General features: G+C 69.5%; 21 protein-coding genes. 18 read left to right on the top strand and 3 right to left on the bottom strand.

The genetic code is table 11. From position 1 onward, the window contains the following. Positions 1–186: 186 nt before the first annotated feature. From OG432_RS09215 to OG432_RS09130, 18 genes are all read left to right on the top strand, one after another. Positions 187–1296 (top strand): LCP family protein, encoded by a 1110-nt coding sequence (locus tag OG432_RS09215; protein WP_328309602.1) that lies wholly within the window; start codon positions 187–189, stop codon positions 1294–1296. Positions 1297–1444: 148 nt separating this feature from the next. Continuing rightward, on the top strand, positions 1445–1672 hold the full coding sequence (rpmE, locus tag OG432_RS09210) for a 50S ribosomal protein L31 (protein ID WP_328309600.1): 228 nt from the start codon (positions 1445–1447) through the stop codon (positions 1670–1672). Between the two features lie 102 nt (positions 1673–1774). Then, positions 1775–2854, top strand: coding sequence for a peptide chain release factor 1 (gene prfA / locus OG432_RS09205; protein ID WP_328309598.1), 1080 nt, complete (start codon positions 1775–1777; stop codon positions 2852–2854). 30 nt (positions 2855–2884) lie between these two features. Next, complete coding sequence (prmC, locus tag OG432_RS09200; RefSeq protein WP_328309596.1) at positions 2885–3766, top strand: peptide chain release factor N(5)-glutamine methyltransferase; 882 nt, start codon at positions 2885–2887, stop codon at positions 3764–3766. Between the two features lie 46 nt (positions 3767–3812). Next, on the top strand, positions 3813–4460 hold the full coding sequence (locus tag OG432_RS09195) for an L-threonylcarbamoyladenylate synthase (protein ID WP_328309594.1): 648 nt from the start codon (positions 3813–3815) through the stop codon (positions 4458–4460). After that, positions 4457–5107: an arsenate reductase/protein-tyrosine-phosphatase family protein gene (locus tag OG432_RS09190; protein ID WP_328309592.1), complete on the top strand. Its 651-nt coding sequence runs from the start codon at positions 4457–4459 to the stop codon at positions 5105–5107. The genes OG432_RS09195 and OG432_RS09190 overlap by 4 nt, the downstream gene beginning before the upstream one ends. A gap of 51 nt (positions 5108–5158) precedes the next feature. Then, positions 5159–6397, top strand: a complete 1239-nt coding sequence (gene glyA, locus OG432_RS09185) for a serine hydroxymethyltransferase (RefSeq protein ID WP_328309590.1) — start codon at positions 5159–5161, stop codon at positions 6395–6397. Between the two features lie 179 nt (positions 6398–6576). Further along, positions 6577–7920 carry an MraY family glycosyltransferase gene (locus OG432_RS09180; RefSeq protein ID WP_328315048.1) on the top strand — a complete coding sequence of 448 codons (1344 nt, stop codon included), beginning with the start codon at positions 6577–6579 and terminating at the stop codon, positions 7918–7920. Positions 7921–8184: 264 nt separating this feature from the next. Beyond that, positions 8185–8622, top strand: coding sequence for a hypothetical protein (locus tag OG432_RS09175; RefSeq protein WP_328309588.1), 438 nt, complete (start codon positions 8185–8187; stop codon positions 8620–8622). A 225-nt stretch (positions 8623–8847) separates the two neighbouring features. After that, positions 8848–9675, top strand: a complete 828-nt coding sequence (atpB, locus tag OG432_RS09170) for a F0F1 ATP synthase subunit A (RefSeq protein ID WP_328309586.1) — start codon at positions 8848–8850, stop codon at positions 9673–9675. A 76-nt stretch (positions 9676–9751) separates the two neighbouring features. Continuing rightward, positions 9752–9988, top strand: a complete 237-nt coding sequence (locus OG432_RS09165) for a F0F1 ATP synthase subunit C (RefSeq protein ID WP_328309584.1) — start codon at positions 9752–9754, stop codon at positions 9986–9988. Between the two features lie 52 nt (positions 9989–10040). Further along, positions 10041–10577 (top strand): F0F1 ATP synthase subunit B, encoded by a 537-nt coding sequence (locus OG432_RS09160; protein WP_063802014.1) that lies wholly within the window; start codon positions 10041–10043, stop codon positions 10575–10577. Then, positions 10574–11389 carry a F0F1 ATP synthase subunit delta gene (locus tag OG432_RS09155; RefSeq protein WP_328309579.1) on the top strand — a complete coding sequence of 272 codons (816 nt, stop codon included), beginning with the start codon at positions 10574–10576 and terminating at the stop codon, positions 11387–11389. The genes OG432_RS09160 and OG432_RS09155 overlap by 4 nt, the downstream gene beginning before the upstream one ends. Positions 11390–11528: 139 nt before the next feature. After that, a complete protein-coding gene (gene atpA, locus OG432_RS09150; RefSeq protein WP_328309577.1) occupies positions 11529–13127 on the top strand; it encodes a F0F1 ATP synthase subunit alpha in 1599 nt (532 codons plus the stop codon). A 23-nt stretch (positions 13128–13150) separates the two neighbouring features. Continuing rightward, positions 13151–14092 (top strand): F0F1 ATP synthase subunit gamma, encoded by a 942-nt coding sequence (locus tag OG432_RS09145; protein ID WP_328309575.1) that lies wholly within the window; start codon positions 13151–13153, stop codon positions 14090–14092. Beyond that, complete coding sequence (atpD, locus tag OG432_RS09140; RefSeq protein WP_328309573.1) at positions 14092–15534, top strand: F0F1 ATP synthase subunit beta; 1443 nt, start codon at positions 14092–14094, stop codon at positions 15532–15534. The genes OG432_RS09145 and atpD overlap by 1 nt, the downstream gene beginning before the upstream one ends. 121 nt (positions 15535–15655) lie before the next feature. Then, complete coding sequence (locus OG432_RS09135) at positions 15656–16030, top strand: F0F1 ATP synthase subunit epsilon (protein WP_328309571.1); 375 nt, start codon at positions 15656–15658, stop codon at positions 16028–16030. Positions 16031–16157: 127 nt separating this feature from the next. After that, positions 16158–16604, top strand: a complete 447-nt coding sequence (locus OG432_RS09130; protein ID WP_328309569.1) for a DUF2550 domain-containing protein — start codon at positions 16158–16160, stop codon at positions 16602–16604. A 1043-nt stretch (positions 16605–17647) separates the two neighbouring features. Here the strand turns inward: OG432_RS09130 and OG432_RS09125 are convergent. The 3 genes from OG432_RS09125 to OG432_RS09115 all read right to left on the bottom strand — a co-directional run bounded on the left by OG432_RS09125 (position 17648) and on the right by OG432_RS09115 (position 21491). Beyond that, the gene (locus tag OG432_RS09125) at positions 17648–19498 is read right to left on the bottom strand and encodes a glycoside hydrolase family 18 chitinase (protein WP_328309567.1); all 1851 of its coding nucleotides are present in this window, start codon (positions 19496–19498) and stop codon (positions 17648–17650) included. A gap of 167 nt (positions 19499–19665) precedes the next feature. Next, the gene (locus OG432_RS09120; protein ID WP_328309565.1) at positions 19666–20304 is read right to left on the bottom strand and encodes a response regulator transcription factor; all 639 of its coding nucleotides are present in this window, start codon (positions 20302–20304) and stop codon (positions 19666–19668) included. Continuing rightward, entirely contained in the window at positions 20301–21491 is a 1191-nt protein-coding gene (locus OG432_RS09115; RefSeq protein WP_328309563.1) for a sensor histidine kinase, read from the bottom strand. The genes OG432_RS09120 and OG432_RS09115 overlap by 4 nt, the downstream gene beginning before the upstream one ends. Positions 21492–21542 lie beyond the last annotated feature (51 nt).

Below are 21542 nucleotides of genomic sequence, written 5' to 3'. Positions count from 1 at the left end.
AACGCGCAGGTGAGAGCCGTGGGAATCGTGCCGGGCCGCGCGAATGGCCCGCCGCCGCGTTCTTAGGGGGCTCTTAGAACCCTGTGCAACCCTTCTTGGTGCTTCGACGTCTGACAAGTGTCGACAATCCGTGCCTGAAACCCGGGGCAGGGGGTAATCGGAGGAGCACCGAGAACTGAGGAGACCATGACCGAGCAGGGCACACGCACCAGCCGAATACGCGGGGCCGGCAAGCGCCGCAAGCAGCTCAGCGGGCGCCGTCGCGCCCTGCGGATAGCCGCGTGGAGTGCGGCCGGCGTGGTGCTCGTCGGCGGGGGCGGACTCGGCTACGTGTACTTCAAGCTCAACGGCAACCTCAAGGGCGTCGACATCAACGCCCAGCTCGGCACCGAGCGCCCGCAGAACGTCGACAACGGCTCGGAGGACATCCTGGTCCTCGGCTCCGACTCGCGGGCCGGAGCCAACAAGGAGTACGGCGCGGACGAGGGCGGCGCCCGGTCCGACACCGCGATGATCATCCACGTCTACCAGGGCCACAAGAGCGCGAGCGTGGTCTCGATCCCGCGTGACGCCCTGATCACCCGCCCCTCCTGCACCACGGAGAACGGCAAGAGCGACCCCGGCGCCAAGCGCCAGATGTTCAACACGGCGTACGAGGTCGGGGGCCCGGCCTGTGCGGTCAAGACCGTCGAGCAGATGTCCGGCATCCGCATGGACCACTACATCGAGGTCGACTTCACCGGCTTCAAGAAGCTGATCGACCAGCTCGGCGGGGTGCCCGTCACCACGAACAAGCCGATCAAGGACGACAAGAGCCACCTCGACCTGCCGGCCGGCAAGCACACCCTCAACGGCGAGCAGTCGCTCGGGCTCGTCCGGACCCGCCACGGCGTGGTCGGCGACGGCAGCGACCTCGGCCGCATCCAGCTCCAGCAGGCCTTCATCAAGGCGCTGATCGGGCAGGTCAAGAGCGTGGGCGTGTTCAGCAACCCGGCCAAGCTGTACGGCCTCGCCGACGCGGCCACCAAGGCGATCACCACCGACTCGGAGCTCAGCTCGGTCAACTCACTGATCGGCTTCGCGAGCGGCCTCAAGGGCCTGGACGCCTCCAACGTCAAGATGATCACGCTGCCGGTGCAGTACGACAAGCTCGACCCCAACCGCGTCAGCCCCCTCGAAGAGCAGTCCCGGCAGGTCTGGGACGCCCTCTCCAAGGATCAGCCGATCCCGGCGTCCGCGACCGCCGACTCGGCGGGCGACAAGGGCACCGCGGGCGGCTACGTGGCCGGCCAGTAGCCTCCCGGGAACGGCCGCGGGAATAGTTCCGCCTCCACCCCGGTTTTGGGAGATGCGCCCAGTCCTGGCAGACTGGTACGTCGGCCCCGGTTCACGTATGCGCAATCCGCGTCTACGACCCGGCGCCCTCCCGAACCTAGGAGACACCTTGAAGCGCGACATCCACCCCGAGTACGTCGAGACCCAGGTCAGCTGCACCTGTGGCGCGGCTTTCACCACCCGTAGCACGATCGACGGCGGCTCCATCCGCGCCGAAATCTGCTCCGAGTGCCACCCGTTCTACACGGGCAAGCAGAAGATCATGGACACCGGTGGCCGCGTGGCCCGCTTCGAGGCCCGCTTCGGCAAGGCCGCTGCCGGCTCCGCCCAGAAGTAGCGAGCCACCTGCGCCGGTCCGTGGCGCCTCCTTCCCGGAGGCGCCGCGACCGGCGCTTTGCCGTCCAGCCCTACGTGCCCGTTTGAATCCCAGGAGCCACCGATGTTCGAAGCGGTCGAGGACCTGATCGGCGAGCACGCCGATCTCGAGACGAAGCTCGCCGACCCTTCGGTCCACGCCGATCAGGCCAACGCGCGCAAGCTGAACAAGCGCTACGCCGAGCTCACGCCGATCGTCGGGACCTACCGCGCCTGGAAGCAGACCGGCGAGGACATCGAGACGGCCCGCGAGTTCGCGGCCGACGACCCGGACTTCGTCGCCGAGGTCAAGGACCTGACCGCGCAGCGCGAGCGGCTCACCGAGAAGCTCCGCCTGCTCCTCGTCCCGCGCGACCCGAGCGACGACAAGGACGTGCTCCTGGAGATCAAGGCGGGTGCGGGCGGCGACGAGTCGGCCCTGTTCGCCGGTGACCTCCTGCGCATGTACCTGCGCTACGCCGAGCGCGTCGGCTGGAAGACCGAGATCATCGACTCCACCGAGTCCGACCAGGGCGGCTACAAGGACGTCCAGGTCGCCGTGAAGACCAAGGGCGGCAACGGCGCGACCGAGCCCGGCCAGGGCGTGTGGGCACGGATGAAGTACGAGGGCGGCGTGCACCGCGTGCAGCGCGTGCCGGCCACCGAGTCGGCCGGCCGCATCCACACCTCCGCCGCCGGCGTGCTCGTCACGCCCGAGGCCGAGGAGGTCGACGTCGAGATCAACATGAACGACCTCCGCATCGACGTGTACCGCTCCTCGGGCCCCGGCGGCCAGTCCGTCAACACGACCGACTCCGCGGTGCGCATCACGCACGTCCCCACCGGCGTCGTCGCCTCCTGCCAGAACGAGAAGAGCCAGCTCCAGAACAAGGAGCAGGCCATGCGCATCCTGCGCTCCCGGCTGCTCGCCGCCGCCCAGGAGGCCGCCGAGCAGGAGGCCGCGGACGCCCGCCGCAGCCAGGTGCGCACCGTCGACCGCTCCGAGAAGATCCGGACGTACAACTTCCCGGAAAACCGCATCTCGGACCACCGCGTCGGCTTCAAGGCGTACAACTTGGACCAGGTCCTCGACGGCGACCTGGACGCGATGATCCAGGCCTGCGTCGACGCGGACTCCGCCGCCAAGCTCGCGGCCGCCCAGTAATCAGCCCCGTACGACTGCCGGAGGACCAGCGTGCAGCAAAACTCTGGGGGGCGACCCCCAGGCCCCCGAAGCGTGCTGCTTGCCGAGGTGGCCCAGGCCACCCAGCGGCTGGCCGACGCCGGTGTACCCTCGCCGCGCTTCGACGCGGAGGAGCTCGCCGCGCACATCCACGGGGTGAAGCGGGGAGAGCTGCACAACGTCAAGGACGTCGATTTCGACGCCCGCTACTGGGAGGCGATCGCCCGCCGCGAGGCGCGTGAGCCGCTCCAGCACATCACCGGCCGCGCCTTCTTCCGCTACCTCGAACTCCACGTCGGACCAGGGGTGTTCGTGCCCCGCCCCGAGACGGAGTCCGTGGTCGGCTGGGCCATAGACGCCGTCCGCGCGATGGACGTCGTGGAGCCGCTCATCGTCGACCTGTGCACCGGCTCGGGCGCCATCGCGCTCGCCATGGCGCAGGAGGTCCCGCGCTCCCGCGTGCACGCCGTGGAGCTGTCCGAGGACGCCCTGGCATGGACGCGGAAGAACGTCGAGGGGTCCCGCGTCGTTCTCCACCAGGGCGACGCGCTCACCGCGCTGCCCGAGCTCGACGGCCAGGTCGACCTGGTCATCTCGAACCCGCCGTACATCCCGCTCACCGAGTGGGAGTACGTCGCCCCCGAGGCGCGCGACCACGACCCCGAGCTCGCGCTGTTCTCCGGTGAGGACGGCCTCGACACCATCCGGGGCATCGAACGCACCGCGCACCGCCTCCTGCGGCCCGGCGGGCTCGTCGTCATCGAGCACGCCGACACCCAGGGCGGCCAAGTGCCGTGGATCTTCAACGAGGAGGCCGGCTGGGCGGACGCGGCCGACCACCCCGACCTGAACAACCGCCCGCGCTTCGCCACGGCCCGCAAGGCCACCCCGTGATCCGCTCCAACCCCCAGACCGTGTACGTGTACGAGGAGGCCCGCTAATGGCTCGGCGATACGACTGCAACGACGCGACCGACCGCGCGACCGGTCTGCGCGAAGCCGCGTCCGCCGTCCGACGCGGCGAGCTCGTGGTGCTGCCGACGGACACCGTGTACGGGATCGGCGCCGACGCGTTCAGCGCGCAGGCCTGCTCGGACCTGCTCGACGCCAAGGGCCGGGGTCGCAACATGCCCACCCCCGTCCTCATCGGCTCGCCGAACACCCTGCACGGCCTGGTCACCGACTTCACCGAGCAGGCGTGGGAGCTCGTCGACGCGTTCTGGCCCGGCGCCCTGACACTGGTCACGCGCCACCAGCCGTCCCTGCAGTGGGACCTCGGCGACACCCGGGGCACCGTCGCCATCCGGATGCCGCTGCACCCGGTCGCCATCGAGCTGCTCACCGAGGTCGGCCCCATGGCCGTGTCCTCCGCCAACCTCACCGGCCACCCCTCGCCGGAGGACTGCGACGCCGCCCAGGGCATGCTCGGCGACTCCGTCTCGGTGTACCTGGACGGCGGCCCGACCCCGGGCATCGTCCCCTCCTCCATCGTCGACGTGACCGGCAAGGTCCCGGTGCTGCTGCGTGCGGGCGCGCTCGACGCGGACGAGCTGCGCAAGGTGGTACCCGATCTTGAGGTGGCCAATTGACCGCCCCTGAGGGGCGTGGCATAGGCACGGTTCGCCCTGCGGGGAACTCGTTCCGCATCCTCCACGTCAGCACCGGCAACGTCTGCCGCTCGCCGATCACCGAGCGGCTGACGCGCCATGCCCTGAGCGACCGCCTCGGCGATCCGTTCACGGGCGGCCTCGTCGTGGAGAGCGCCGGGACCTGGGGACACGAGGGCGCCCCGATGGAGGCCAACGCCGCCGCCGTCCTCGCCGACTTCGGGGCGGACGCCACCGGCTTCACCGGGCGCGAGCTCCTCGACGAGCACGTCATCACCGCCGACCTGGTCCTCACCGCGACCCGGGACCACCGCGCGCAGGTCATCTCGATGGGCCACTCGGCGGGCCTGCGCACCTTCACCCTGAAGGAGTTCACCCGTCTCGTACGGGCCATAGACCCGGCCACCCTGCCCGACCCCCTCCAGGAGGGCATGGTCGAGCGGGCGAGGGCCCTGGTGCGGGCCGCGGCCGCGCTGCGCGGCTGGCTCCTCGCGCCCAGCGCCGAGGCCGACGAGGTCAACGATCCCTACGGCGCCCCCATCACCTTCTTCCGTTCCATCGGCGACGAGATCAACCAGGCCCTCGACCCGGTCGTCACCGCGCTGACGGGCGTGCCCACCCACCACTGAGACGCGCCATCACACCGGGCGCGCGGGGCCGCCGAGACCTACGCTGGGTGCATGTCCGTCACCTCCGCAGTTGGCACCGAACTCGCGGGGCTCGACGCCGTAAGGCGGCAGGACCCCGACATGGCCGACGTGCTGCTCGGCGAGGCCGAGCGCCAGGCCACCTCGCTCCAGCTGATCGCCGCCGAGAACTTCACCTCGCCGGCCGTGCGCGCCGCCCTCGGCTCGCAGCTGGGCAACAAGTACGCCGAGGGCTACCCCGGTGCCCGCCACCACGGCGGCTGCGAGGTCGTGGACGTCGCCGAGCGCATCGCCGTCGAACGCGCCAAAGCCCTGTTCGGGGCGGATCACGCCAACGTGCAGTCGCATTCGGGTACTTCGGCGATGCTCGCGGCCTACGCGGCGCTCCTGAGGCCCGGGGACACCGTCCTGGCGATGGGCCTTCCGCACGGCGGACACCTCACGCACGGCTCGCCCGCCAACTTCTCGGGGCGCTGGTTCGACTTCGTCGGGTACGGCGTCGAGCCGGACACCGGGCTCATCGACTACGGCGATGTGTGGGACCTGGCGGTCGAGCACCGGCCGAGGGCGATCGTGTGCGGTTCCATCGCATACCCCCGCCACCCGGACTACCGCGCGTTCCGGGAGATCGCGGACGACGTGGGCGCCTACCTCATCGCCGACGCCGCGCACCCCATGGGTCTGGTCGCCGGGGGAGCGGCGCCGAGCCCGGTCCCGTACGCCGACGTCGTGTGCGCCACCACCCACAAGGTGCTGCGCGGACCGCGCGGCGGCCTGATCCTGTGCGGCGCCGACCTCGCCGCGCGCATCGACCGCGCGGTCTTCCCCTTCACGCAGGGCGGCGCCCAGATGCACACGATCGCCGCCAAGGCCATCGCGTTCGGCGAGGCGTCCACCCCCGCGTTCACGGCGTACGCGCACCAGGTGGTCGCCAATGCGCGCATCCTCGCCGAGGGACTGCTCGCCGAGGGATTCGGGGTGGCCACCGGCGGCACCGACACCCACCTCGTGCTCGCCGACCCGGCGCCGTTCGGCGTCGACGGCCGCACCGCGCGCGGCCGCCTCGCGGGTGCGGGGCTCGTCCTGGACAGCTGCGCCCTGCCGGGCGCGGACGCCCGCGGCATCCGCCTGGGCACCGCGGCCGTCACCACCCAGGGCATGGGGGAGACGGAGATGGCGAGAATCGCGGTGCTGTTCGCGATGGCGATGCGGGAGGATCCGGGGGCGCGGGCAGAAGTGCGGGAGCTGGCGGAGAGGTTCCCTCCTCCTTAAGAGGGGCGGAAGAAGGCCACAATTCACGGGCCGCCCCGTACTCACAGGGTGCTCATACGGGAAAAATGCAGGCTTATCGCCGCTTCCAGGGGGTACCTGCAACCATCTGCCGGATACGGATGTCCTCAACCACATGCGCGCGAAGCTAGGGTGTGGGGCTGAGATGGCCAGCGATACCTCTGGGGCAGCCCGTGCGTGAATACCTGCTGACGCTCTGCGTCACGGCCGCGGTGACCTATCTGCTCACCGGGCCGGTGCGGAAGTTCGCCATCGCCGTGGGCGCGATGCCGGCGATCCGTGCGCGCGACGTGCACCGGGAGCCGACACCGAGACTCGGCGGCATCGCCATGTTCGGCGGCCTGTGCGCGGGCCTGCTCGTCGCCGACCACCTCGACGGGCTCAACGCCGTCTTCAGCCAGTCGAACGAACCACGGGCGCTGCTCTCCGGCGCCGCCCTGATCTGGCTGATCGGCGTCCTCGACGACAAGTTCGAGATCGACGCCCTGATCAAGCTCGGCGGACAGATGATCGCCGCCGGCGTCATGGTCATGCAGGGTCTGACGATCCTGTGGCTGCCCATCCCCGGCATCGGCTCGGTCTCGCTGACGTCGTGGCAGGGCACGCTGCTGACGGTCGCGCTCGTCGTGATCACCATCAACGCGGTGAACTTCGTGGACGGTCTCGACGGCCTCGCCGCCGGCATGGTGTGCATCGCGTCGGCGGCGTTCTTCATGTACGCCTACCGGCTCTGGTACGGGTACGGGATCGAGGCGGCGGCCCCCGCCACCCTCTTCGCCGCCATCCTGATGGGCATGTGCGTGGGCTTCCTGCCGCACAACATGCACCCGGCGAGGATCTTCATGGGCGACTCGGGCTCGATGCTGATCGGGCTCGTCCTCGCGGCGGGCGCCATCTCCATCACGGGCCAGGTCGACCCGGACGCGATGAAGCTCAACTTCGGCGGCACCCGCGATGCCACGCACGCGATGCTCCCGGTCTTCATCCCGCTGCTCATGCCGTTGACGATCATCGCGATCCCGATGGCCGACCTGGTGCTGGCGATCGTGCGCAGGACCTGGAACGGCCAGTCGCCGTTCGCCGCGGACCGCGGACACCTGCACCACCGGCTCCTGGAGATCGGGCATTCGCACAGCCGGGCGGTGCTGATCATGTACTTCTGGTCGGCGCTCATCGCCTTCGGCGCGGTGGCCTACTCGGTGCACTCGGCGTCGATGTGGATCGTGCTCGTGATCGTCGCGCTCAGCGCGGTCGGGCTCGTCCTGCTGCTGTTGCCGCGGTTCGCGCCGCGCACCCCGCGGTGGGCCGAGCGGTTCGTGCCGCCGCGCTACCGGCGCACCCAGCAGGAGCCGGAGGCGGAGCACTCCTCGGCGACGGACGAACAGGACGAGGTGCGCGGCGAGCGCCCCGCGGTGGCGGCCGGAGTGTCCGGCGTCAACGGAGCGACGGCGATCGGCCCCCGTTCGCGTTTCCCCGACCGACGGAAGACCGGGGCATCGCGCTGACGATTTGCCGCGTCGACGCCCAATACCAGACATCTCGCCGCTCGTTGCGCACAAACGCGCAGCATCACTCTCAAGTGTGCTGCCCATCACACTTCCATGGTAAAGACCTCATCAAATAGTTTGTGATACGGTTCACGAGACCCGGCGCCAGAGCCGAAGGACCGTAGTGCGACGGTCCGTTGGCCCGAGTTACCAACTCGGCGCGGGCTTACGCTCGTCCATGACGACACCACTTTGCCCCCACCAGCAAGCGGAGCTGCCGCCATGCCGTCCAACGACGCACGCACTCTTCTCCCGACCGCCCTACCCACCGCTGCCGCGGGCGCTGTTGCGACCCTCGTGAGCGGTGTGGTCGTGGGCGGCAAGGGGGCGGTGGGTGCCATCGTCGCGACGCTGGTCGTGATCCTCTTCATGGGCGTGGGCCTCGTCGTCCTGGAGCGCACTGCCAAATCGCTTCCGCATCTCTTCCAGGCCATGGGACTGATGCTGTACACCGCGCAGTTGCTCGTGCTCTTCATCTTTGTCGCGGTCTTCAAGCACACGACGCTGTTCAACCCCAAATGCTTTGCCGCAACCCTCGTCGCGCTGACCCTCGTCTGGATCGGCGCGCAGGCGCGTGCACACATGAAGGCGAAGATCCTTTACGTCGAGCCGGATACCACCGAGGGCTCCAAGCCCGAAAAGACGGGGCCGTCGGCGTGAACGGTAGGGCCGGAATAAATGCGAGTTCAGGACCCTGCTATCGTCCGGTGCCAACTGCGGCACTGCGGGCGCGGGCATCTGAGCTGACGCCTGCTCATTCGCGAGGCTTGATGCCCGACCGCCGCCCCATCATCCGAAACACCAGTCCAGTGCCGAACCGCGGCTGCGCGCCGCGCCGACACAACGAGGTTGCCGTACCTATGCGCCACGCTGAAGGAGCCCGCGGTGAGTGCTGACCCGACGCAGGTGCTCGCCTTCGATCCGAGCTGCCACATCTTCCAGTCGAACGGCTGTGGCTTCGAGGGTCCCGGCCTGCACTCGTTCCTCTTCGAGCCGCTCTGGGGCGACACCGACGGGGTGTACTTCAACAAGCCGATGCTGCTGGCCCTGCTGGGCTCGCTCGTCATCGTCGGCTTCTTCTGGGCCGCCTTCCGCAAGCCCGCTGTGAAGTCCCCCAGCAAGCTCCAGATGATCGGCGAGGCCGGCTACGACTTCGTGCGCCGCGGCATCGTCTACGAGACGATGGGCAAGAAGGAGGGCGAGAAGTGGGTCCCCCTCATGGTCTCGCTGTTCTTCTTCGTCTGGATGATGAACCTCTGGTCGATCATCCCGCTCGCCCAGTTCCCGGTGACGTCGATCATCGCGTACCCGGCCGTGCTCGCCGCGATCGTCTACATCTGCTGGATGAGCGTCACGTTCAAGCGGCACGGATTCGTCGGCGGCTTCAAGAACCTCACCGGCTATGACAAGTCGCTCGGCGGCGTCCTGCCGCTCGTCATGGTCATCGAGTTCTTCTCGAACGTGCTGGTCCGCCCCTTCACGCACGCGGTGCGACTGTTTGCGAACATGTTCGCCGGTCACACCCTGCTGCTGCTGTTCACGATCGCCAGCTGGTACATGCTCAACGGCATCGGCATCGCTTACGCCGGCGTCTCGTTCGTGATGGTCGTCGTGATGACCGCCTTCGAGCTCTTCATCCAGGCCGTTCAGGCATACGTGTTCGTGCTCCTGGCCTGCAGCTACCTGCAGGGCGCTGCCGCCGAGCACCACTGACCGTCCGCCCCCTCCATACCCCAAGTCGTCCGGTGGCCAACCCCCACCGGTCCGTGAAAGAGAAGGAAGAACTGGCATGTCCCAGATCCTCGCTGCCTCCGATGGCGTCACCGGCTCGCTCAGCTCCATCGGTTACGGCCTCGCCGCGATCGGCCCCGGCGTCGGCGTCGGCATCATCTTCGGTAACGGTACGCAGGCTCTCGCCCGTCAGCCCGAAGCGGCCGGCCTGATCCGCGCCAACCAGATCCTGGGCTTCGCGTTCTGTGAGGCGCTCGCCCTGATCGGTCTGGTCATGCCGTTCGTCTACAGCTGACGAACAGCCACGATCCGACCGACCGACGAAAGGCACTGATGTGAACCTCACCATGGTTCAGCTGGCGGCCGAGGGCAAGGAAAACCCCCTCGTTCCGCCGTGGCCTGAGCTCGTCATCGGCCTCATCGCCTTCGTCATCGTCTTCGGCTTCCTCGCCAAGAAGCTCCTCCCGAACATCAACAAGGTTCTGGACGAGCGTCGCGAGGCCATCGAAGGCGGGATGGAGAAGGCCGAAGCCGCTCAGACCGAGGCCCAGAGCGTCCTTGAGCAGTACAAGGCGCAGCTCGCCGAGGCCCGCCACGAGGCTGCCCGCCTGCGCCAGGAGGCGACCGAGCAGGGCACCGCACTCATCCAGGAGATGAGGGCGGAAGGCCAGCGGCAGCGTGAGGAGATCATCGCTGCCGGCCACGCCCAGATCGAGGCCGACCGCAAGGCCGCCGCGCACTCGCTCCGTCAGGACGTGGGCAAGCTGGCGACCGACCTGGCCGGCAAGCTGGTCGGCGAGTCCCTCGAGGACCACGCCCGCCAGAGCCGCACGATCGACCGTTTCCTCGGCGAGCTCGAGGAGAAGGCCGAGGCCGTCCGATGAACGGCGCGAGCCGCGAGGCACTGGCCGCCGCACGAGAGCGTCTCGACGCGCTGATGGACCGTACGTCCGTCGACGCGGCGAAGCTCGGCGACGAGCTGGCCGCCGTCACCACGCTGCTCGACCGCGAGGTCTCGCTGCGTCGGGTCCTCACCGACCCGGCGCAGGCCGGCGAGGCCAGGGCCCAGCTGGCCGCGCGCCTGTTCGGCGGCCAGGTCGGCGGCGAGACGGGCGACCTGGTGGGCGGCATGGTCCGCTCCCGCTGGTCGCAGTCGCGTGACCTGGTGGACTCGCTCGAGGAACTGGCGAGCACCGCCGACCTCACCGCCGCGCAGCAGGCGGGCACGCTGGACGACGTCGAGGACGAGCTGTTCCGGTTCGGCCGCATCGTCACCGCGAGCCCCGAACTGCGCTCCGCGCTCACCAGCCGCACCGCCACGGTCGCGGCCAAGAGCGAACTGCTGCGCAGTCTGCTCGGCGGCAGGGCGAACCCGGTCACCGAGCGCCTGGTCACCCGTCTGGTGACCCGGCCGCGTGGACGTAGCCTGGAAGCGGGCCTCGAGTCCCTCTCCAAGCTCGCCGCGGGGCGTCGGGACCGGATGGTCGCGGTGGTCACCTCCGCGGTGCCGCTGACCGACCTCCAGAAGTCGCGCCTCGGCGCGGCCCTGGCGAAGATCTACGGCCGCCAGATGCACCTCAACCTCGACGTGGACCCCGAGGTCCTCGGCGGGATCTCGGTGCGCGTCGGCGACGAGCTCATCGAGGGCACCATCGCGGAGCGCCTCGAAGAGGCGAACCGGCGGCTGGCGCGCTGACCTCACGGTCGGCACAGCAACTGAATTAGCAACACCAGCGGCCCGGTTGGGCCGTGCAGAAATTGCAGAAGATTCCTGGGGGTCGGCCCCCAGACCCCCTTAGAAACTTCGGGCCCAACAAGGAGAGCAGGGAACCCAGATGGCGGAGCTCACGATCCGGCCGGAGGAGATCCGGGACGCGCTGGAGACCTTTGTCCAGTCGTACCAGCCGGACGCGGCCTCGCGCGAGGAGGTCGGTACGGTCAGCGTTGCCGGCGACGGCATCGCGAAGGTCGAGGGTCTTCCCTCGGCCATGGCGAACGAGCTGCTGCGGTTCGAGGACGGAACCCTTGGTCTCGCCCTCAACCTCGAGGAGCGCGAGATCGGTGCGATCGTCCTCGGCGAGTTCAGCGGAATCGAAGAGGGCCAGCCGGTGCAGCGCACCGGTGAGGTGCTCTCGGTCGGCGTAGGCGAGGGTTACCTCGGCCGCGTCGTCGACCCGCTCGGCAACCCGATCGACGGCCTCGGCGAGATCGAGACCGACGGCCGCCGCGCCCTGGAGCTTCAGGCTCCGGGCGTCATGGTCCGTAAGTCGGTGCACGAGCCGATGGCGACCGGTTACAAGGCCGTCGACGCGATGGTGCCGATCGGCCGTGGCCAGCGTCAGCTGATCATTGGTGACCGTCAGACCGGCAAGACCGCTCTGGCCGTCGACACGATCATCAACCAGCGCGACAACTGGCGCTCGGGCGACCCGAAGAAGCAGGTTCGCTGCATCTACGTCGCCATCGGCCAGAAGGGCTCGACCATCGCCTCCGTGCGTGGCGCCCTGGAAGAGGCCGGCGCGCTGGAGTACACGACGATCGTCGCCGCGCCCGCGTCCGACCCGGCCGGCTTCAAGTACCTTGCCCCGTACACCGGTTCGGCCATCGGCCAGCACTGGATGTACGACGGCAAGCACGTCCTCATCATCTTCGACGACCTGTCGAAGCAGGCCGACGCCTACCGCGCCGTGTCCCTGCTGCTGCGCCGTCCGCCGGGCCGCGAGGCCTACCCGGGCGACGTCTTCTACCTGCACTCGCGTCTGCTCGAGCGCTGCGCGAAGCTGTCGGACGCGATGGGCGCCGGCTCGATGACGGGTCTCCCGATCGTCGAGACCAAGGCGAACGACGTGTCGGCGTTCATCCCGACCAACGTCATCTCCATCACCGACGGCCAGTGCTTCCTGGAGTCGGACCTGTTCAACGCCGGTCAGCGCCCCGCGCTGAACGTCGGTATCTCCGTCTCCCGAGTCGGTGGTTCCGCACAGCACAAGGCAATGCGCCAGGTGTCCGGCCGACTGCGTGTCGACCTCGCCCAGTACCGCGAGCTGGAGGCGTTCGCCGCCTTCGGTTCCGACCTGGACGCCGCTTCCAAGGCTTCCCTTGAGCGCGGCAAGCGCATGGTCGAGCTGCTGAAGCAGCCGCAGTACTCGCCGTACCCGGTCGAGGAGCAGGTCGTCTCCATCTGGGCCGGCACCACCGGCAAGATGGACGACGTGCCCGTGGAGGACATCCGCCGCTTCGAGGCCGAGCTGCTGGAGTACCTGCGCCGCGAGCGCAAGGAGCTCCTCACCTCGATCGCCGAGGGCGCGAAGATGTCGGACGACACCCTGCAGTCCGTGGGCGACGCCATCGCGGGCTTCAAGCGCCAGTTCGAGACCTCGGACGGCAAGCTCCTGGGTGACGACGCGCCGGCACCGGTCAGCACCAGCAAGTGACGACGACGGAAGGGACCTGACTCATGGGAGCGCAGCTCCGGGTCTACAAGCGTCGCATCCGATCCGTCACCGCGACCAAGAAGATCACCAAGGCGATGGAGATGATCGCCGCCTCGCGCATCGTCAAGGCGCAGCGCCAGGTGGCGGCCTCCACGCCGTACGCGACCGAGCTCACCCGTGCGGTGACCGCGGTGGCGACCGGCTCCACCACCAGGCACCCGCTCACCACCGAGGCCGAGGCCCCGGCCCGCGCCGCGGTCCTGCTCATCACGAGCGACCGCGGTCTGGCCGGCGGCTACTCCTCCAACGCCATCAAGGCCGCGGAGAGGCTGACGGAGCGGCTGCGCGGCGAGGGCAAGGAGGTCGACACGTACATCGTCGGCCGCAAGGGTGTCGCCTACTACGGCTTCCGTGAGCGCAAGGTCTCACAGTCGTGGACCGGCTTCACCGACAGCCCGACCTACGCGGACGCCAAGCAGGTGGCCGCACCGCTGATCGAGGCCATCCAGACGGAGACGGCCGAGGGCGGAGCGGACGAACTGCACATCGTCTTCACGGAGTTCGTGTCGATGATGACGCAGTCGCCGGTCGACAACCGGATGCTGCCGTTGTCGCTGGAGAAGGTTCAGGAGTCCGAGACCTCGGTGGCTTCCGCCGCCGGGGGAGCGAAGGACCAGGTCCTTCCGCTCTTCGACTTCGAGCCGTCGGCGGAGGACGTCCTCGACGCCCTGCTGCCGCGCTACGTCGAAAGCCGCATCTACAACGCGCTGCTTCAGTCGGCCGCTTCCGAGCACGCCGCCCGTCGCCGCGCGATGAAGTCGGCCACCGACAACGCCGGAGAGCTCATCAAGAGCCTTTCCCGGCTTGCCAACGCGGCCCGCCAGGCCGAAATCACCCAGGAAATCAGCGAGATCGTCGGTGGCTCCAGTGCGCTGGCCGACGCGACCGCGGGGAGTGACAAGTAATGACGACCACTGTTGAGACGGCCGTTGCCACGGGCCGCGTCGCCCGGGTCATCGGCCCGGTCGTCGACGTGGAGTTCCCCGTCGACGCGATGCCGGAGATCTACAACGCGCTGCACGTCCAGGTGGCCGACCCGGCCGAGGACGGCAAGCTCAAGACGCTGACGCTCGAAGTCGCCCAGCACCTGGGTGACGGCATCGTCCGCGCGATCTCGATGCAGCCCACCGACGGTCTGGTCCGCCAGGCCCCGGTGACCGACACGGGCAACGGCATCACGGTGCCGGTCGGCGACTTCACCAAGGGCAAGGTGTTCAACACCCTCGGCGAGGTGCTGAACAAGCCCGAGGAGAACGCCAACATCGGCGAGCGCTGGCCGATCCACCGCAAGGCGCCCAACTTCGACCAGCTCGAGTCCAAGACCGAGATGTTCGAGACCGGCGTCAAGGTCATCGACCTTCTCACCCCGTACGTCAAGGGTGGAAAGATCGGCCTGTTCGGTGGTGCCGGTGTCGGCAAGACCGTCCTCATCCAGGAAATGATCTACCGCGTGGCCAACAACCACGACGGTGTGTCGGTGTTCGCCGGTGTCGGCGAGCGCACCCGTGAGGGCAACGACCTCATCGAGGAAATGCAGGACTCGGGCGTCATCGACAAGACCGCCCTTGTCTTCGGTCAGATGGACGAGCCGCCGGGCACGCGTCTGCGCGTCGCCCTGGCCGGTCTGACGATGGCGGAGTACTTCCGTGACGTCCAGAAGCAGGACGTCCTCTTCTTCATCGACAACATCTTCCGGTACACCCAGGCGGGTTCCGAGGTGTCGACCCTGCTCGGCCGCATGCCCTCCGCGGTGGGTTACCAGCCGAACCTGGCCGACGAGATGGGTCTCCTGCAGGAGCGCATCACCTCGACCCGTGGTCACTCGATCACCTCGATGCAGGCGATCTACGTCCCCGCGGACGACCTGACCGACCCGGCTCCGGCCACCACGTTCGCCCACCTCGACGCGACGACGGTTCTCTCCCGTCCGATCTCCGAGAAGGGCATCTACCCGGCCGTGGACCCGCTGGACTCCACGTCCCGCATCCTGGACCCGCGCTACATCGCGCAGGAGCACTACGACGCCGCCATGCGCGTCAAGACGATCCTGCAGAAGTACAAGGACCTCCAGGACATCATCGCCATCCTCGGCATCGACGAGCTCGGCGAAGAGGACAAGCTGGTCGTGCACCGTGCCCGCCGCGTGGAGCGCTTCCTGTCGCAGAACACGCACGTCGCCAAGCAGTTCACCGGCGTCGACGGTTCGGACGTCCCGCTGGAAGAGTCGATCGTCGCGTTCAACCAGATCTGCGACGGCGAGTACGACCACTTCCCCGAGCAGGCGTTCTTCATGTGCGGTGGCCTGGAAGACCTCAAGGCCAACGCCAAGGAGCTGGGCGTCTCCTGACGCACCCGGCCGCGTGGAGGGGCGGGCGCGTCCCGCCCCTCTGCGTATCGCCACTCAAGAACTGACTAGAATCGACCCAACACCCGGCCGAACCGCCGGGTGGTGACCCAAGGAGCCAACCATGGCTACTGAGCTGCACGTCGAGCTCGTCGCCGCGGACCGCAGTGTCTGGTCCGGCGAGGCCACCCTGGTCGTCGCGCGCACCACGTCCGGCGACATCGGCGTCATGCCCGGTCACCAGCCGCTCCTTGGTGTGCTGGAGTCGGGCCCGGTGACGATCCGTACGAGCGAGGGCGGCACCGTCGTCGCGGCGGTGCACGGTGGATTCATCTCCTTCGCCGACAACAAGCTGTCGCTGCTCGCCGAGGTCGCCGAGCTGGCGGACGAGATCGATGTCCAGCGTGCCGAGCGTGCGCTGGAGAGTGCGAAGTCGGAGTCGGACGCCGCGGCCGAGCGGCGCGCCGATGTGCGACTGCGTGCGGTGGCGAAGGGCTAGCACCCTCGTCCGTGATTTTCCTCAGCCGCGGCTCGGTCCGGAATCTTCCGGAGCCGGTCGCGGCTGAGGCGATGCAGGCAGATTTTTCCGTTGCTGGATTACTGGTTGAGCGAGGAGGTCGGTGTAGATGACTCTCGCTCTGCTTGTGTGTGGCCTGGTCGTCGCGCTGGTACTGGTGGGACTCTTCGTCTTCGGTCTGCGCCGGCGGCTGATCCAGCGTTCCGGGGGGACGTTCGACTGCAGTCTGCGCTGGGGCCTTCCGGAGACGCCGGACACCAGTGGCAAGGGCTGGGTGTACGGGGTGGCCCGCTACAACGGTGACCGGATCGAGTGGTTCCGCGTCTTCTCGTACGCGATGAGGCCGCGCCGCGTGCTGGAGCGGTCCGCCATCGACGTGGTGTCGCGTCGCCTTCCCGAGGGCGAGGAAGAGCTGGCGCTGCTGTCCGATGCGATCATTCTGGGGTGTACGCATCGGGGTACGCGACTCGAACTCGCGATGAGCGAGGACGCGCTGACGGGTTTCCTGGCCTGGCTGGAAGCGGCCCCGCCCGGCCAGCGGGTCAACGTGGCCTAGCCCGCCCCTGGGGCTCCGCCCCAGACCCCGCATCGCGCCTGAACGGCGCTGGTCCTCAATCGCTGGACGGGCTGGGGGTGCCCATGCGGGTCGGCACCGAGTAGTTGAGGGGCGCGGGGAACTGCGCGATCAGCCACGCACGGTCCGCAGGCGAAGGCCCTGGGGCTCCGTCCCAGACCCCGTATCGCGCCTGAAGGGCGCTGGTCCTCAATCGCCGGACGGGCTGGGGGTGCCCGATGCTGGGCACCTTGCCGAGGGCAGCCCACCTGGGGGCGCGGGGAACTGCGCGATCAGCCACGCACGGTCCGCAGGCGAAGGCCCTGGGGCTCCGTCCCAGACCCCGCATCGCGCCTGAAGGGCGCTCGTCCTCAATCGCCGGACGGGCTGGGGGTGCCCGATGCTGGGCACCTTGCCGAGGGCAGCCCACCTGGGGGCGCGGGGAACTGCGCGATCAGCCACGCACGGTCCGCAGGCGAAGGCCCTGGGGCTCCGTCCCAGACCCCGCATCGCGCCTGAAGGGCGCTCGTCCTCAATCGCCGGACGGGCTGGGGGTGGCCATGCGGGTCGGCACCGAGTAGTTGAGGGGCGCGGGGAACTGCGCGATCAGCCACGCACGGTCCGCAGCCGAAGGCCCTGGGGCTCCGTCCCAGACCCCGCATCGCGCCTGAAGGGCGCTCGTCCTCAATCGCCGGACGGGCTGGGGGTGCCCGATGCTGGGCACCTTGCCGAGGGCAGCCCACCTGGGGGCGCGGGGAACTGCGCGATCAGCCACGCACGGTCCGCAGACGAAGGCCCAGGGGCTCCGCCCCAGACCCCGTATCACGCCTGAAGGGCGCTCGTCCTCAATCGCCGGACGGGCTGGGGGTGCCGATGCTGGGCATCCTGCCGAGGCCGACCCCACCAGGGGCGCGGGGAACCGCGCCACACGCGTTCGCCGCTTGCGGCCCAACCCGAGAGCCCTCCGGTGGGTGAGGAGAGGGCAGGCCGACACCCCGGTCGTCGAGGGACGGGCCCGACCGGCCGGGGTGTTGGGGCGGGCCCCGTTACTTCAGGCCCGAGTCCATCGCCGTCAGCAGCTCGCCGTTCGACGTGTCACCGCTGAACTCCCAGAAGAACGCCCCCCTGAGCCCCAGGTTCTTCACGTACGTCATCTTGCCGGTGATCGTCGCCGGGGTGTCGTAGCTCCACCAGTTGCTGCCGCAGTGGGCGTACGCCGTGCCCGCGATCGTGCCGGTCACGGGGCACGCGGACTTCAGGACCTTGTAGTCCTCGATGCCCTGCTCGTACGTGCCCGGCGCCGGCCCCGTCGCGGTGCCGCCCGGCGCGTCCTGGGTGACGCCCGTCCAGCCACGGCCGTAGAACCCGATGCCCAGGTTGAGCTTGCTCGCCGGGACGCCCTTGCCCAGGTACTTCTGGATCGCCGCGTCCGTGTTGAAGCCCGCGATCGGGATGCCGTTGTACGAGGTGAGCGGGGAGTGCGGGGCCGTGGGGCCCTTCGCGTCCCACGCGCCGAAGAAGTCGTACGTCATCACGTTGTACCAGTCGACGTAGCTCGCCGCGCCCCCGTAGTCCGCCGCGTCCATCTTGCCGCCGGTCGAGCCGTCGGCCGTGACCGCCGCCGTGACCAGCGACGAGCTGCCGAACTTGGTGCGCAGCGCCGCGAGCACGTTCTTCAGGGCCGCGGGACCGCTGGTGTCACAGGACAGGCCGCACGCGTTCGGGTACTCCCAGTCGATGTCGATGCCGTCGAAGACATCGGCCCAGCGCGGGTCCTTGACCAGCGAGTAGCAGGAGTTGGCGAACGCCGTCGGGTTGGCCGCGGCCTGGCCGAAGCCACCGGACCACGTCCAGCCGCCGAAGGACCACAGGATCTTGATGTTCGGGTACTTCTTCTTCAGCTCGCGCAGCTGATTGATGTTGCCCGCGACCGGCTGGTCCCACGTGTCGGCGGTGCCGTCCACGCTGGAGGACGCGTCGTACGTCTTCTGGTAGTCGGCGTAGGCGTCACCGATGGCGCACTGGCCGTTGGTGACGTTGCCGAACGCGTAGTTGATGTGGGTCAGCTTGCTCGCCGAGCCCGATGCGACGATGTTCTTCACCTGGTAGTTGCGCTGGTAGATGCCCCAGTCGGTGAAGTAGCCGAGCCGCACCTTGTCGCCGCCGGGGGCGGGGCCGCCGCCCCCGCCGGTGGTCGTGACGCTGACCGAGCCCGAGGAGGGCCCCGTCTGGTCGGCCGTGTCGCGGGCGGTCACGCTGTAGGTGTACGTCGTGCCCTTGGTCAGGCCCGAGTCGGCGTACGTCGTGCCGGTGACGGTCGCGATCTTCGCGGAGCCCCGGTAGACGTCGTAGTTCTTGACGCCCTTGTCGTCGGTCGCGGCGGACCAGGACAGCGAGACGCCGGTGTCGGTGACGTTGCTCGCGGCCGGGGTGCCGGGGGCCGAGGGCGGGGCATCGCCGGGCGGCGTCGAAGTCCCGTCGCAGGAACCGCCGTTGAGCTTGCAGCCCGAGGGCGATCCGGATCCGGCCCCGTTGAAGCCGAAGGTCACGCTGGCGCCGGGCGCGATGGCGCCGTTGTACGACTTGTTCTTGGCGGTCCAGTGGGTGCCGGAGCTGGTGACGTCCGCGTCCCAGGCCGAGGTCACGGACGTACCGGATGGGTAGTCCCACTCCACGGTCCAGGAACTCAGCGCCGTGGTGCCGGTGTTCTTGATGGTCCAGCCGGCTCCGAAGCCGGAGCCCCAGTCCGAGGACTTGGCGTAGGTGGCCGTCGCCGAGGAGGCGGCCTGGGCCGGGGAGGCGAGGCCGACGAGGGCGGCCACGGGGAGGGCGAGTGCGGTCAGGGCCGCTGCGGCTCTTGATCTGAAACCCGTACGGATGCGTCGTGCGGTACTCAAGGCTGCTCCCGAATGGTGCGACGGTGGTGGGGGTGGAACCCTGCTCCGTCCGGTGAGCCTGCCTCGAAGCGTCAGGGATGGCATGCCCACCACAGCAGTGTGCGGTGAGCGTAGAAAGGTCTGGACCAACCGTCAAGAGGTCCAGACCTCCGATGGCCCCGCGTGTCTCAGATCCCCAACTCCTGTGCCAGTACGGCCGCTTGGACGCGGCTGCGCAGCTTCAGCTTTCCCAGGGCCCTGCTGACGTGCGTCTTCACGGTGGCCTCCGCCATGCCGAGGCATGCCGCGATCTCCGCGTTGGACAGGCCGCGGCCCAGGCACGAAAGGACCTCGCCCTCGCGCCGGGTCAGGGTGTCGAGCGCCGCGGGACGCGGCGGCGGTGCCGGGGACGAGGCGAATTCCGCGATGAGGCGCCGGGTGACGGCCGGGGCGATCAGGCCTTCGCCGCGCGCCACCGTGCGCACCGCCTCGATGAGGTCCTTGGCCTCCGTGCTCTTGAGCAGGAACCCCGACGCGCCCGCCCGCAGCGCCCCGAACACGTACGCGTCGAGGTCGAAGGTGGTCAGGACCAGGACGTCGGCGAGTCCCTCGCCGGTCACCACCGCGGTCGCCGCGACCCCGTCCAGCTTCGGCATCTGGATGTCCATCAGGACCAGGTCGGGGCGCAGCGCACGGGCGAGCTCCACCGCCCGCTCGCCGTCCGCCGCCTCGCCCGCCACCTCGATGTCGGGGGCGCTGGAGAGGATCAGGACGAGGCCGGCCCGTACCGCCGACTGGTCCTCGGCGACCACCACCCGGATCGTCATGTTCGCCATTCCCTTTCGTCCGCGGGCAGTTCGGCCCGCACGTGCCACACATCGCTCCCGTCCGGAGCCGTTCCGGGCCCCGCGCCGAAGACGCCGTCGAGCAGTGCGGCGCGCTCGCGCATCCCGACGAGACCGGCACCGGAGCCGGGCGCGCGCGGGCCCGACCGGCCGCCGTACGGGCTGGTGACGCGCACGGCGAGCAGCCCGCCCGCGCGGGTGAGCGTCACTTCGACGACGCCGGGGGCCGCGTGCTTGAGCGCGTTGGTGAGGGACTCCTGCACGATCCGGTACGCCGCGAGCTCCACCGGCGCGGGCAGCGGCCCCAGCTCACCGCGCCGGTCGTCGAGGACGACGTCGAGCCCGCTGTCGGCCCCGTTGGTGCGGGCCTGGGCGATCAGCGCGCCAAGCCCGGCGAGCGTGGGCGTCGCCGCGGGCTCGTCGCGCCCGCCGGTGTCGCGCAGCAGCCCGATGAGCCGGCGCATCTCGGCGAGGCCGTCGACGCTGTTCTCGCGGATGACCGACAGGGCCTGACGGGTGGTGGCCGGATCGTCCAGACTGAGCGCGGCCGTGGAGTGGATGGCGATCGCCGAGAGGTGGTTGGCCACCATGTCGTGCAGCTCGCGCGCCATCCGGGCCCGCTCGGCGACCACGGCCTGGCTGCGATCCATCTCGGCGAGCAGCGCCGTCTGTTCGGCGCGCAGCCGGGCGCTCTCGGCGGCCTCGCGGTGATTGCGCACCAGCGCTCCGGTGGTGGCGGGCACGAAGCAGACCAGACCGGTCACCACCCCGATGAGCAGCGCCTCGGGCTTGTGGAACCAGGCGAGGAAGCCGATCGTCACGGCGATCGTGATCAGCCCGGTCGTGACCGGGATGCGCCGCGCGGCCGCCGGGGTGCCGTACACGACGGCCGCGTACGCCAGGTCCGTGAACATCACGACCGTGGCGAGGCTGCCCAGCGTGAACTGGTCGAGGACCAGCAGGCAGGTGCCGAGCACCAGGCCGGCCTGGGGAGCGGTGCGGCGCAGCAGTTCGAGGACCGCCGTTCCCGCGAGCGGCAGCAGCACCCAGGCGCCGCCCAGCGGACGGCCGCCCTGGGTGTGCAGTCCCACGGCCCACAGCGCGAGCCCGCCGAGCAGCCCGGCCACGGCGATGAGGACGTCGTCGCGGTGCGGTCGGGGCAGGAACATCACCCCTCCATCCAACACGGCCGTCGCACGCCCGTCCTCCTCGCCCCGGAC

The sequence above is a fragment of the Streptomyces sp. NBC_00442 genome, from assembly GCF_036014195.1.
GTDB lineage: Bacteria > Actinomycetota > Actinomycetes > Streptomycetales > Streptomycetaceae > Streptomyces.
This window is presented reverse-complemented; position numbering and strand designations above follow the sequence as displayed.

Excerpts from the sequence above, each read along its gene's own strand:
- OG432_RS09215 (WP_328309602.1), top strand. The coding sequence starts at position 187 with ATGACCGAGCAGGGCACACGCACCAGCCGAATACGCGGGGCCGGCAAG.
- prfA (WP_328309598.1), top strand. The coding sequence starts at position 1,775 with ATGTTCGAAGCGGTCGAGGACCTGATCGGCGAGCACGCCGATCTCGAG.
- OG432_RS09195 (WP_328309594.1), top strand. The coding sequence starts at position 3,813 with ATGGCTCGGCGATACGACTGCAACGACGCGACCGACCGCGCGACCGGT.
- glyA (WP_328309590.1), top strand. The coding sequence starts at position 5,159 with ATGTCCGTCACCTCCGCAGTTGGCACCGAACTCGCGGGGCTCGACGCC.
- OG432_RS09175 (WP_328309588.1), top strand. The coding sequence starts at position 8,185 with ATGCCGTCCAACGACGCACGCACTCTTCTCCCGACCGCCCTACCCACC.
- OG432_RS09165 (WP_328309584.1), top strand. The coding sequence starts at position 9,752 with ATGTCCCAGATCCTCGCTGCCTCCGATGGCGTCACCGGCTCGCTCAGC.
- OG432_RS09160 (WP_063802014.1), top strand. The coding sequence starts at position 10,041 with ATGGTTCAGCTGGCGGCCGAGGGCAAGGAAAACCCCCTCGTTCCGCCG.
- OG432_RS09155 (WP_328309579.1), top strand. The coding sequence starts at position 10,574 with ATGAACGGCGCGAGCCGCGAGGCACTGGCCGCCGCACGAGAGCGTCTC.
- atpA (WP_328309577.1), top strand. The coding sequence starts at position 11,529 with ATGGCGGAGCTCACGATCCGGCCGGAGGAGATCCGGGACGCGCTGGAG.
- OG432_RS09145 (WP_328309575.1), top strand. The coding sequence starts at position 13,151 with ATGGGAGCGCAGCTCCGGGTCTACAAGCGTCGCATCCGATCCGTCACC.
- atpD (WP_328309573.1), top strand. The coding sequence starts at position 14,092 with ATGACGACCACTGTTGAGACGGCCGTTGCCACGGGCCGCGTCGCCCGG.
- OG432_RS09135 (WP_328309571.1), top strand. The coding sequence starts at position 15,656 with ATGGCTACTGAGCTGCACGTCGAGCTCGTCGCCGCGGACCGCAGTGTC.
- OG432_RS09130 (WP_328309569.1), top strand. The coding sequence starts at position 16,158 with ATGACTCTCGCTCTGCTTGTGTGTGGCCTGGTCGTCGCGCTGGTACTG.
- OG432_RS09120 (WP_328309565.1), bottom strand. The coding sequence starts at position 20,304 with ATGACGATCCGGGTGGTGGTCGCCGAGGACCAGTCGGCGGTACGGGCC.
- OG432_RS09115 (WP_328309563.1), bottom strand. The coding sequence starts at position 21,491 with ATGTTCCTGCCCCGACCGCACCGCGACGACGTCCTCATCGCCGTGGCC.